This is a genomic window from Thermoanaerobacterium thermosaccharolyticum DSM 571, from assembly GCF_000145615.1.
In the GTDB taxonomy this organism is placed as follows: Bacteria; Bacillota; Thermoanaerobacteria; order Thermoanaerobacterales; family Thermoanaerobacteraceae; genus Thermoanaerobacterium; species Thermoanaerobacterium thermosaccharolyticum.
The window spans coordinates 675,290-688,384 of sequence record NC_014410.1 but is presented as its reverse complement, the minus strand read 5'-3'; the positions used below and the strand labels follow the sequence as shown (position 1 = coordinate 688,384).

The window sequence follows — 13,095 nt, the reverse complement described above, 5'->3', positions numbered from 1 at the left end:
GCTTACTCAATATATAACTAAATCTCAAATCTGACAAAATATTTATTAAATATTCGTCAATAATTATAGAGTTTAAAGACTTATTTCAATAGTTAAATAAAATTATCACCTGAAATTATCTTAACAGGTGATAATTTTGCAAATCTTATTTAAATGGATTTTCATTCTTGTATAACATTGTGGCTGGTTGATTAAATGAAACATCATCGACGCCTAAAAGCTTCATAGCAGCGTACAAAACTTTGCCAGCATGCTTAAATGCAACACCTACATGATGTGGAAAATTCTTTTCTATCAAGACATGCCGATAAAAGCGCGCCATCTCTCTTACCGCAAATACTCCAATGCTGCCAAAAGACATAGGATCTATATCAAGCACTTCACCTTCTGCGACGTAACTTCTAAGCTTTGTATCTGCTGTGCTTTGCAGTCTAAATAGAGTTATATCACCTGGTCTTATAGTCCCTTCTAATGTACCTCTCGTTATATCCGGCTCTTTATCGGGCTCTAATAATCTATGCATTATGCGCTGATACTTCATAGAAAAATTTTTCATCATGCAACTGCTGGTATTTCCACAGTGAAATCCCATAAAAAGATCACTATTTTTGTAATCACCAATTTTATCTTTATTGCTTTCATACATATCTTTCGGAACAGTATTGTTGATATCTAGTAGTGTTGCTGGTAAATTTGTGGCACATGTTATAATGTATTCGCTAAGTGCACCATATATATCCGTCTCACAAGCCACAGGTATGCCGCTTGCTGCTAGCCTTGAATTTACAAAGCATGGTACAAATCCAAATTGGGTTTGAAATGCCGGCCAACACTTATTAGCAAAGACTACGAATTCTGATGCACCTATGTTTTTTTCTACCCAATCCTTTAATGTAAGTTCATACTGTGCAAGCTTCGGCAGTATCCCACCAAACATATTGCCAGAACCTAATTCTTTTTCCATGTCTTTTATAACATCTGGAATCCTTTTATCATCTTTATGATTATTGTAAGCTTCAAAAAGATCTAATTCGGAATTCTCCATTATCTCGATGCCTAAATCATACAAAGGCTTTATAGGCGCATTACATGCGAGAAAGTCCTGTGGCCTCGGTCCAAAGCTTATTATCTTTAACTTTTTAAGTCCTAATATTACTCTTGAAATATCTTTAAAATCTGATATCATATCAGCTATTTCTTCTGCATATCCAACTGGAAACTCTGGTATATACACCCGCAAATTTCTCAAATTCAGGTTATATGAAGCATTAAGCATTCCGCAATATGCGTCACCGCGTCCATCGTATAGATTGTCTTTTGTCTCCTCTGCCGCCGCAACAAACATCACTGGACCATCAAATTTCTGCGCCAGCATTGTCTCAGGACCTTCGGGTCCAAAATTCCCAAGGTATATGACAAGTGCATTTACACCTAAATCATAAACCTCTTTCAGTGCATTCATTGCATCTATTTCATTTTCTACAGTTGTCGTAATTTCTTTTATAGATATGCCTTTTTCTGTACAAGCTTTTACTACCGCATCTCTTCTTTTCTCACTTAAAGTGATAGGAAAACAATCCCTGCTGGTAGCTACAATTCCTAGTTTAACTTCTGGTATGTTTATCATATAAAATCCTCCTCTAAAATAGATTTTGCCATCTTTACATAATTTCAAATTTCCTTTATTTCTTTTACTGGCCGTATTTAGTCAGATATCTTTCATGTGCTCTTTTTACTTCTTCATCTGGTATAACATCAGGAGTGCCCAATAACAACGCTAGATGAACAGTTTTTGCCGTATCTTCTACCATAACAGCGGCTTTTAAAGCTGCTTCCGGCGTATTTCCTATTGTGAAAACCCCATGATTTTTCATCAGTATTGCAGGACTTTCCCCTATATATTCTACAATGGCTTTGCCTATCTCTTCGCCACCTATCTTGGCATAAGGTCCTACAGGGATGGCACATCCAAATTCGTCTGCAATAGCAGTAAGATAAACTGGTATTGACCGGCCAAGTGCTGCAAAACTTGTAGCATACGGTGAATGCGTATGGACAATGCCATTTACATCATTCCTATGTTTATAAACATATAGATGTGTTGCTGTATCAACAGAAGGCTTTAACTTGCCCTCTACAACATTGCCATCTAAATCCACAACAACCATGTCATCTGGAGTCATATCATCGTATAAAACCCCGCTAGGCTTAATGACGACAAGACCTGTATCAGGATCTCTTCCGCTTACATTGCCGCTTGTCATTGTCACTAAATTGTTTTTAGGAAGCATCATGTTCATCTTATATACACGTTGTTTTAGTTGCTCTAACATCTGAAACCACCTCTTTTATGTTTTTTAGCCTCTTCATTACATCATTTGCCCCTCTTCCAAAGTAGTCGTGGAGGAGTTTATATTCCTGAAATAGCTTCTCGTATATTTCAACATTTTCAGAAATAGGTTTAAATGTCTTGTCTTTTAACTTCGGTATGACTTTAGCTGCTTCAAATATACTGTCAAAACCGCCATTTTCCTTTCCTGCTGCAACTGCGCCAAACATCGCCGCTCCTAATGCCGGCGTTTGATTTGATTTAGATACTTTAATCTCTAAGTTTGTCACATCAGAGTATATCTGCATCAGCATTGGATTTTTTTCAGGGAGTCCACCACAAGCGTAAAGCTCATCTATTTTTATGCCGTATGCATTAAATGTATCTATTATCATACGTGTACCGTATGCGGTTGATTCTATCAAAGCTCTATAGATTTCTTCAGGTTTAGTTCTAAGTGTCAACCCTAAAATCAAACCCGTAAGATCTGCATCCACAAGCACAGATCTATTTCCATTCAGCCAATCAAGCGCAAGAAGTCCGCTTTCCCCTGGTTTTAATTTTGAAGCTTTTTCTGTTAAAAGCTCGTGTATAGAGATATTTCTTTCTTTTGCTTCTTTCCTATACTCTTCTGGTACACAATTGTCTACAAACCATGCAAATATATCACCTACTGCTGATTGTCCAGCTTCATATCCATAAAATCCCGGTACTATTCCGTCTTCAACGACTCCGCACATGCCCGGCACTTCAACTTCCTTGTCACCTAGAACCACATGACAAATAGAAGTCCCCATTATCATTACCATCTTGCCTGGAGATGCTACACCTACTGCCGGCAGTGAAACATGTGCATCAACATTGCCTACAGCAACAGCAATGCCTGGTTTTAAACCAATCATTTCTGCCATTTCCTCAGTTAATTCACCTGCTTTTGTGCCTAAAGGATATATATCTCTTGATAACTTTTCATCTACTACATTTTCAAGCCGTTCATCTAACGCTTTAAAAAATTCCTTTGACGGGTATCCCTTTCTCTTATGCCAAATCGCTTTATAGCCTGCTGTACAGCTATTTCTCCTTTCATTGCCAGTAAGCTTCAATATGACCCAGTCAGTTGCTTCTATGAATTTATCTGCCTCTTCATAGACATCTGGTGCTTCATTTAAAATCTGCCATATCTTCGGTATCAGCCATTCAGAGGAAATCTTTCCACCATACCTTGCTAAGAAATCCTCGCCTCGTAAAGATGCTATTTTATTTAGCATATTTGCCTCAGGCTGTGCTGCATGATGCTTCCACAGCTTGACATACGCATGTGGATTTGATTTATATTCTGGTAAATCACATAAAGGTGTACCATCTTTTTTTATGGGAAGCATCGTGCATGCCGTAAAGTCTATACCAATGCCCACTACATCATCTTTATTTATTCCAGATTGGTTTATTACATCTGGAATTATCTTTTTCAAAACCTCAATATAATCATCGGGATGCTCTAATGCCCAATCCTGCGGCAATACTGTCCCATCTGGAAGCTTCTCATCCATCACACCGTGTGGATAGTTCATAGTCGAAGAAGCTACTTCCTCTGCTGTCTCAAGGTTTAATAGCAACGCTCTTGCAGATTCTGTACCATAATCAATACCTATCGAAAATTTTGCCATGTTATCAACCCCTTTACACTTCAACATACTCAATATCTAATAACTCGCATAACAATTTCCATCTCATAGTAGTGTCACCAAGTGTCAAACACTGATGATGTGTACCACCATTTTTAAGCCATCCATTTAAGCATGCTCTAACTCCATTTTCAGGCTTAAAATGGAAATAAGGCATCTCTATATTCTTCACTTCTTCAGTGTCTAAAATTTCTCCTCTTGATACAACTAATCTATATTTTTCACCTTCTATAGACACAAGAGATGCAAGCGTTGCAATACCAGGTTGAGCCATAAACACTACTGTTGGAGGATTTTCAAGTTTCCCTATCCCAAGCTCTCTGTCAACCAATTTTATCGGCCTGTCTTTCCTAGCAATTTTCCAATTACCTTCTCCCATGTGGCTCATCAAAATAGAATTTCTCTTAAAGTCCATTGCGTACATTTCTGTAAAGTGAGCATTACCTATCAAAACATGTCCTGCTGCAACTAAGCTGGCAGTGACGACATCACCCTCTGCTGCATAGCCATAACCTTCCGCCATCAAGTTTGATGCTGCCATCATGTGTATCTGTTTAAATCTCCCATCACCTTTAAAAACATCAAAATGAGCACTAAAGCCTGCATATCCTTTATCTTCAAGCAACTTCTTAAATCCCATTTGAAGCCTTGCAGCATACCTGTGGCTTTCATCACTTAATTTAGGATCTATATAAAAGTTCTTCTTATTTTCCTCTATTACCTTATCAATTTCTTCATCTGTGGCTTCTTCCATATATCTGTAAACTTGGCCAATGTACTCCTGATTTATTTGCGGACCTATTTTCCTGGTAAAAGCCGCATCATCACCCATTATGTCATACATGCCATGCATTCTTCCAAATTGTGCAATCTTCATATTTCTCAAAGCTTTTATCGTCTTTACAGCTTTAGCCCAATCATTCACAAACTCTTTATATTCCTCAGAATGCCAATCTTCTGTTATGATTGGACAAGTTATACCCATTCTCATGATAGTGTTTGAAGTATCCTGTGCACCGTGAACACCTTGATTGTACGTCAAATCTCCCATATCCCAATCATCTGTTACAGTGCTTTCTGGCTGAATATTTGCAAGCATAATTGGAAGCCTATTGCTTCTTAACGCATTAACTAGATTTGTAGCTGGTCCGTATGTCAGCATGACAATCATTATCCCATCGAGATCTTTATCATTGAATTCTTTAACTATCCTTTCTATATCATTTCTGTTTTTAGCAGCACCGGGAAAATAAAAATTAGCAATATCACCTAACCTGTTTATAACTTGTTGTGCATACATCTCTTGCCTTTCGGTAATACCTGGTAGCATATCGTCGTATAGCTCCTGCATAATACCTAGAAAGCCTATCCTCGGTCTTTCATCTTTGTACACAATAATCACTCCTTTGGATTTAAATAATGTCATACATTCGGATGTATTTGTCTATAACTCTAAATGTACGTACATTTATAATATTTATATTCTACATCCTATCAAAAATTCCTGCTAATCTATAAAACTTTTTATCTCTTTTATATCTGGATAAAAACTTATTAGCAATTATTTAGATTCTTTATCCATTTTACCCCATATTGCTGTACCAGTCTGATCGTAGCCTGTAAATACTAAAGTTGGATTCCAATTTTCCCAATCCCAAGCAGAAATAATTTTAGCTGTTTCAATCCAATATTGTCCTTTCTGTACATGGTCTGGATCATAAAAATATAATTTGATTGTATTTTTACCACTAAACTTCCAATAATCTTTGCTATCATTTGTGTTAATTTTGCCATTTCTAAGTAATTCAATCTTAGTAGATGTTATCTCAGAATTAACATTTTTATCAAGTTCTATAATTTCCCATTTCCCGATTATATCATTTTTATCTATTTGCTGCTCAGTTTCTCCTGCATAACGTTCTGGTGAAACCATAGGCCAACCATTGTCTGACCACAATATTTTTCTTACATGAAGATACGGCCAATTTGTATCTTTTTCTCCTCTTGCATGATGGATAATATAATAATTATTTCCATCTACTAGTACAGAATTATGTCCCGGTGCTATCCAACCATCATTTCCATCAAATTTATAACTTCCCAAGATTTTTGTGCCACTATCAACGTTTGTATCTGTCATTAAATTGCCATTAAAGTCCATATATGGTCCATCTATATTATCAGAACGTGATACTCTAACATTATAGTCACTAAATAGCGAATCAAAAGATGTGAATAAATAATATTTTTTCTGTTGCTTATTGTATATAATATATGGTCCCTCAATTGCATCTGCACCACTACGCCTTGCAATTAGCTTTGGTGTAGCATTGTTTAATAATTTTCCTGTTTTTGGATCAAGCTGTACTATGTATATTCCACCAAAAAATGAACCAAAATCCATCCACATTGTACCATCAGCAGCGTATACAATATTAGGATCTAAAGCATTCCATTCATCACCTTGTTGAGATTTAAATACCGCTCCTTGATCTTGCCAAGGCCCTTCTATTGATTTACTTGTTGCCAAACCTATAAATGATTGATTCGTGCCAAAAGTAGATGCTACATAATATAAATAATACGTATCACCAATTTTAGTAACGTCTGGTGCCCACAAATTTGTTGCACCAGTCCACTTTTCGGCTTCTTTTGGCACTCCATCTAAAGCATATCCGACCCATTGCCAATGAATTAAATCCTTAGATTTGCGTACTTGTATTCCCGCACGTGGTGTGCCGCCTACTTTTACATCTGTAGAAAAGATATAATACCAATCTCCATCTTTAAAAATTGATGGATCATGAACATTCATTGGTCCCCATTTTACTTCATCATTTATTATAGACGAATCATACAGATCATCTTTCGGGGGCTCCTTTGGATATATTAATGAAACTTTTGAACTATTACTAGAACATGCTGACATTAATATACTAATCAATCCTGTCAAAATTAGAAATACTATCCGTTTCATATCACATACCCCCCATTTGTTATAACGCTATTAAAAATATTTTGTCGGCAATTGGCTTTAAATAAATTGATATCTTATAATCTAATATTAGCTCCCTTTCTGATAAAATAAGGTATTATGTTTAATGGCGCATCGCATATTATATGTTGCCCTCCTTCATAGCAAACACCTGTATTCGAATTTATCCACTCTGTACCTGCTGGTAAATAGACATCTCTTGATGTTTTACCTTCATATAGTATAGGAGCAACCAAAATATCAGGTCCAAACATATACTCATCTTCAATATTCCAAGATATTTTGTCATTTGGAAAATCATAAAATAAAGGTCTCATTGGTGGTGCACCTTTCTCATGGGCAAGCTTCATTTGTTCCATTATATATGGACGTAGTTTTTCACGCAAAAGTAAAAGATTTTTTATAATTTCATAAGCTTCTTCTCCAAAACTCCACACTTCGTTAGGACCACATATATTAAAATCAAATATGCCAGTATCTTCACCTCCTGGCTGTCCAACCGGTAAACGGTGTCCATGCAATCTAAAAATAGGACAAAATGTACCATATTGAAACCAACGTATAATTAATTCTTGAAACTTCGGATCTTTTGGATCGCCTCCAAAAAAGCCACCAATATCAGTTGTCCACCAAGGAATTCCTGATAATCCAATATTAAGTCCAGCACAAACTTGTTTACGTAAAGTTTCAAAATTTGATTGAATGTCACCGGACCAAACAGCTACTCCATATCGTTGACTTCCAGCCCATGCTGAACGTGAAAGATTAATTATATCATTAATACCTTCTTTTATCATTCCATCATAAAACGCCTTGGCATAATACAATGGATATAAATTGCTAAATTCTAAACCTGTACCAATATAATATCTTATATTGTCAAAATCATATACTGAATATTCTGGTTCTGCTTCATCCAACCAAAAAATACGAATACCATATTTAAAATAATTTTCTTTAACTTTGTTCCATACATATTTTTGTGCATCAGGATTTGTGAAATCAACAAACACCTCATATCCATTAAATACCATTTGCGTACGAATGCCACGCTCTGTATGAACAAGTAACCCCTCTTGCTTCATTTCGCTATAATTTTCACTGCGAGGATCTACGGTTGGCCATATAGAAACCATAAGTTCTATCCCTATTTCCTTTAATTCATTAACCATTTTCTTAGGATCTGGCCAATATTTTTTATCAAAACACCATTCGCCTTGCTGTGACCAATGAAAAAAATCTACAACTATTACATCTATAGGAAGTCCTCTTTTCTTATATTCTCTCGCAACTTCAAGCAATTCATCTTGGTTATGATAGCGTAATTTAGATTGCCAAAAACCAGATGCAAAATAAGGCATCATTGGTACACGACCAGTAACTTGTGTATAATTTTCAATAATTTCTGCAGGATAATCTCCGGCTGTGACCCAATAATCAATTAATTGTGTTACTTCTGCTACCCATGTTGTACAATTTCTCGATAATGAAACTCTTCCAATAGCTGGGTTATGCCATAAAAAGCCATATCCTTTACTTGATAATACAAAGGGAATACTAACTTGAGAATTCCGTTGTGCTAATTCAAATTCACAACCTTTTAAATTTAAAAATGGTTCTTGTCGTTGCCCTAATCCATAAAATTTTTCATCCTCAAATCCCTCAAACCGCACAGTTGCTTTATATAACCCGCCTAATATAGGTTTCAATTCTCTTCCCTTAATTTTAAGTTGACGATCTTTCCATTTTTCAATAAGTAAAATTTCGTCTTTTTGATTTTTAAATTCTAAATTTCCATATTCACTAATAATACAGGTAAGTTTTCCATTAGTAATTGATGCATATTCTTTATCAATTTTTATATTAACTTTACATTCTGATTGTTGCAAAAGAGCCCAGTCATCATGTAAAGGCATTTTTGCTTCCATTGTACAACGTATTCTTAAACTATTTTCACCCCATGGTTCAATCCACAATTTTTCACCATCATACTCGTATATAAGTCGCTTCCCTTCAACAAAAAATTTATTATCCATATTAATTCTTCCCCCATTACAAATTTTACTTTTCTCTTACCCAAACTTCCATTTCGCCAGGTGTACGATTTGCCCACGCAAAATACGGCACAAATCTAACTCGTGTCTTTTCATAAGAAACTTTTACATCAGATTTGTACAGTTCATCATTCCAATCTTCATATTTTTCTCTAAAAGCATCCGTTTCAATAACACATACATCATTTAAATCTTTATCTTTTTTTATTTCAAATTCACAGTTTCTCGGTAATACTATATTATTTAGATTTTTGCCATTATCAACTTCTTCAAGGCAATAAACAATCGGTCCTCTTTGAATAGCAACTTTCCCCTCATCTTCTCTCACATTAGGATTAGCTTTTATCCTCATAACAGGCATTGAAAGATATATTTCTAAACTGTCGTGTTTCCATCTGCGATTAATTTTTGCATACCCTTTTTCCATGACACTATCTAAATCAATCTCATTATTATTAACTTTAACTTTAGCCTCTTTACACCAACCAGGTATTCTTATCGATAAAGTAAACTCAGTTTCTTTTTTACTATCAATGTCTATAATTATTTTCTCATCCCAAGGATATTGTGTACTCTGTTTAATATTTACTTCGCTTTCTGAAATTTTTTCTTTTAATTCGCTATCAACATATAAATGAACAAATACCTCTTTGGCTTTCTTAGAATATATATATTTGCCTAATGATGTCAGCAATCTCGCAATATTAGGTGGACAACATGCACATCCAAACCATGGCTGCCTTGTATATTTTACATGCGATTTAACTTTGTTCTTTTCACAAGCTTCCGGCCATACTTCAAGTGGATTTACATAAAAGAATTTCTTACCATCTAATGACATTCCACTTATAACTGTATTATACAAAGCTCTCTCCATTACATCAGAATATTGTCTATCAGGATCAATCTGCAACATCCTATGCGCAAAAAATACAAGTCCAACAGACGCGCATGTCTCCGAATAATTAGTATCATTTGGAAGATCATAATCAAAAGTTAAAGACTCCCCTATTGACATAGAGCCAATACTTCCTGTAACATACATTCTCTTCTTCGTTAAATTGTCCCATAATCTCTTACAAGCATCAATTAGGCTTTGATCACCTGTTTCTAATGCAACATCGGCCATTCCTGAATACAAATAAACAGCTCTAACGGCATGTCCTTCGGCTGTAGTTTGTTCTCTTACAGGTAAATGAACCTGAAAATATTTTTTTCCCAATTCTCCCCATATATTGTGAATATTCTTTATTCCTCTATTATATGCTTCGATTTCAAAATATAGTGGCTTTTTACCGCGTTCATCAATAAAATATTTACTTAAGTTTAAATATCTTGAATTATTAGTTACTTTATATAATTTAATTAATGCTAATTCAATCTCTTCATGTCCAGGATAACCTTTTTTCTTATGTGATTCTGGTCCAAAAACTGGATCTATATGATCAGCAAAACGGCAAGCTACATCAAGCAATTTTTTCTTCCCTGTTGCTTCATAATAAGCAACAGCTGCTTCTATTAAATGTCCAGCACAATATAATTCATGGCAATCTTTCAAATTGCTCCATTTTTTATCAGGTTCTTTAATAGTAAAATAAGTATTTAAATATCCGTCGCTTTGTTGCACTTTTGCAATCAAATCAATTACTTCATCTGCAGTTCTTTCTAATTCGGCATCTGGATAAGCAATTAAACTATAACTCACTGCTTCTAACCATTTATACAAATCACTATCTTGAAAGACCATTCCAGCAAATTCACCTTGTATTTCACCTGCTGCTATCTTGAAATTTTTAATTACATGGCTGGGTTCAGCATCTGGAACACGATCATTTAATGCTTCCCATTGATACGGTATCATCACATCTTTTATAAGTTTTAAATAATATGACCAAAAACCATTATTAATTGAAACCTGTTTCAATGATATGAAATTTTTATTTTTAACCATTATCATCACCATACAATTTGCAAATGTGCTTTTACATCCCCCAAAAACTCGATCTAGGATGTTTCCTAATTTTATCATCTTTAAAATTTTTATTTGATATGCTATGATTCAATGTCTTTTATGCGAGCATTCTTATCTATTACCCAACTTTTTATAGTCTTAATGTCCATATATATCATTTTTTCATATCTTTGCTAAATAAAAGAAATTATTGTAAAAGTCAAATTATAAATTATTTAATTCTAAATGTTGCTGGATATTTTGTTGGTTTACATCCTGTAACATCAATAATCAATGCTTGTTCTCTACAATTCCATTGAAGTGGTATATCACATCCCACAAGTTCTACTTTATTTATAGACGGCAAGGCAAACGGTGACTTTCTTCCTAAAGATTTTATGGTAACGCGACCATTCTCAGGCCATTTGAGAATAATTGCATATAAAGTATCCTCTTTTATAGTAAAGCGTATATCATCACACACAAACATACTTCCATGCGTATCGGTAAAAGCACCTTCAACAACCTTTGTAGGTCCTTCACCATATACTTTCCACGGTCGTGTTCCATATATGGCCTCTCCGTTAACCTTGAGCCATCGCCCAATTTCCATAAGAATCCTCTGTTCTGGTTCGGGTATAGTACCATCGGGCTTTGGTCCAATATTGAGAAGCAATGAACCATTCTTACTTACAATATCTACTAATGCGCATATTATATCATTTGATTCCTTATAATCGTGATTGTTTATATAACCCCATGAGTTTTTTGATAACGAAGTATCTGTCTGCCAAAAACGTTGTTGAATATCCGAAAACTGTCCTCTCTCAACATCTAGTACAGCTGTTCCTTCCTCAAATGCACTATTTTTATAATTTATAACAACCTCTTTATTCCATTCCGCTGCTCTATTGTAATAATAAGCAGAAAACTTTTTGAGATATGGCTTAAATGCTAAATTTTGTATCCACCAATCAAACCATACAATCTGTGGCTGATATTTGTCTACTAATTCACAAGCTCTATGCAACCAATTTTCTAAAAACTCCTCATCGGGAGGATTGTCATCAATACTTCCTAAATCTTTAGGGGAAGCTTTAGCAGGTCCATAAAAATCCATGTAATAAGGGTCCCTTACATCTGAATCAAATTCCAATCCACCATCAAAAAACCACCAATGCTCTGCTCGATGGCTTGAAAGACCAAATACCATTCCTCTTTCTCTAACGGCTTTTGCCAGTTCCCCTATAATATCCTTTTTAGGCCCCATATTAGCAGCATTCCATCTAGAAAGAGCACTATCATACATCTGGAAGCCATCGTGATGTTCTGCCACAGGTATGACATAACGCGCTCCCGATTTTTCAAATAAGTCAACCCACGCCTTAGGATCAAATTTTTCTGCTTTAAACATGAGTATAAAATCCTTATAACCAAACCGGTTTTGCGAACCATATGTTTTAATATGATGCTTAAACTCAGGAGTACCTTGTTGATACATATTGCGTGGATACCACTCATTTCCGAAGGCAGGGACAGAGTATACTCCCCAGTGTATAAAAATACCAAACTTAGCATTTTCATACCATTGCGGTATCTTGTAATTCAAAAGGGATTTCCACGTATCGGTAAAAGGTCCTTTTGAAATGACTTCATCAATCTTTTGTCTCATTTCCTTTTTCTTTAAAACATCACTTCTATTATCTCTCATTCTTTCAAGATGCCTCCATTTTACAACATCTAATTTAAACATATATACTGTTAATAATACGAGTCATCTTTTGTAACTGCTTTTGTGCGTTTTTTGAAATCTAGTAGAAGAAAGCCGTTTCCCCTTTTCTTAAAAGATTTATGTTTTAACTGAAAAAAAGTATTATAGAAACTACAGCAAATTTTACAGCCATAAGTCGTTCGATTCTTCTACTTCAGTAAAATATACTGCAATAGCTCTACCGTAAAGGGCATTTGTTTATTCTCTTTATTACCTATCAGAATTCATAAGCCAGCCAGAATACGCACCAGTGTCATTCTCCTATATAACCTATATCTATACCGTTTTCAACTATAAGTCTTATAATTTT

The 13,095-nt window shown here is 35.1% G+C and carries 8 protein-coding genes; all 8 read right to left on the bottom strand.

Features of this window, described 5'->3' with window-relative positions; all coding sequences use genetic code 11:
• Positions 1-145: 145 nt before the first annotated feature.
• The 8 genes from TTHE_RS03380 to TTHE_RS03345 all read right to left on the bottom strand — a co-directional run bounded on the left by TTHE_RS03380 (position 146) and on the right by TTHE_RS03345 (position 12,767).
• A complete protein-coding gene (locus TTHE_RS03380; protein ID WP_013297203.1) occupies positions 146-1,627 on the bottom strand; it encodes an L-fucose/L-arabinose isomerase family protein in 1,482 nt (493 codons plus the stop codon).
• Between the two features lie 64 nt (positions 1,628-1,691).
• Positions 1,692-2,333, bottom strand: coding sequence for an L-ribulose-5-phosphate 4-epimerase (locus TTHE_RS03375; RefSeq protein WP_013297202.1), 642 nt, complete (start codon positions 2,331-2,333; stop codon positions 1,692-1,694).
• Positions 2,302-3,996 carry a ribulokinase gene (locus TTHE_RS03370; protein ID WP_013297201.1) on the bottom strand — a complete coding sequence of 565 codons (1,695 nt, stop codon included), beginning with the start codon at positions 3,994-3,996 and terminating at the stop codon, positions 2,302-2,304. The genes TTHE_RS03375 and TTHE_RS03370 overlap by 32 nt, the downstream gene beginning before the upstream one ends.
• Before the next feature lie 13 nt (positions 3,997-4,009).
• The gene (locus TTHE_RS03365) at positions 4,010-5,407 is read right to left on the bottom strand and encodes an L-fucose/L-arabinose isomerase family protein (protein ID WP_013297200.1); all 1,398 of its coding nucleotides are present in this window, start codon (positions 5,405-5,407) and stop codon (positions 4,010-4,012) included.
• 168 nt (positions 5,408-5,575) lie between these two features.
• Positions 5,576-6,991 carry an arabinan endo-1,5-alpha-L-arabinosidase gene (locus TTHE_RS03360; protein WP_013297199.1) on the bottom strand — a complete coding sequence of 472 codons (1,416 nt, stop codon included), beginning with the start codon at positions 6,989-6,991 and terminating at the stop codon, positions 5,576-5,578.
• Between the two features lie 74 nt (positions 6,992-7,065).
• Positions 7,066-9,045: a glycoside hydrolase family 31 protein gene (locus TTHE_RS03355; RefSeq protein ID WP_013297198.1), complete on the bottom strand. Its 1,980-nt coding sequence runs from the start codon at positions 9,043-9,045 to the stop codon at positions 7,066-7,068.
• Positions 9,046-9,070: 25 nt separating this feature from the next.
• A complete protein-coding gene (locus tag TTHE_RS03350; RefSeq protein WP_013297197.1) occupies positions 9,071-11,092 on the bottom strand; it encodes a glycoside hydrolase family 127 protein in 2,022 nt (673 codons plus the stop codon).
• 154 nt (positions 11,093-11,246) lie between these two features.
• Complete coding sequence (locus TTHE_RS03345) at positions 11,247-12,767, bottom strand: alpha-L-fucosidase (protein WP_196793651.1); 1,521 nt, start codon at positions 12,765-12,767, stop codon at positions 11,247-11,249.
• Positions 12,768-13,095: the final 328 nt, after the last annotated feature.

Excerpts from the sequence above, each read along its gene's own strand:
- TTHE_RS03355 (WP_013297198.1), bottom strand. The coding sequence starts at position 9,045 with ATGGATAATAAATTTTTTGTTGAAGGGAAGCGACTTATATACGAGTAT.
- TTHE_RS03380 (WP_013297203.1), bottom strand. The coding sequence starts at position 1,627 with ATGATAAACATACCAGAAGTTAAACTAGGAATTGTAGCTACCAGCAGG.
- TTHE_RS03345 (WP_196793651.1), bottom strand. The coding sequence starts at position 12,767 with ATGTTTAAATTAGATGTTGTAAAATGGAGGCATCTTGAAAGAATGAGA.
- TTHE_RS03375 (WP_013297202.1), bottom strand. The coding sequence starts at position 2,333 with ATGTTAGAGCAACTAAAACAACGTGTATATAAGATGAACATGATGCTT.
- TTHE_RS03370 (WP_013297201.1), bottom strand. The coding sequence starts at position 3,996 with ATGGCAAAATTTTCGATAGGTATTGATTATGGTACAGAATCTGCAAGA.
- TTHE_RS03360 (WP_013297199.1), bottom strand. The coding sequence starts at position 6,991 with ATGAAACGGATAGTATTTCTAATTTTGACAGGATTGATTAGTATATTA.
- TTHE_RS03350 (WP_013297197.1), bottom strand. The coding sequence starts at position 11,092 with ATGATAAAATTAGGAAACATCCTAGATCGAGTTTTTGGGGGATGTAAA.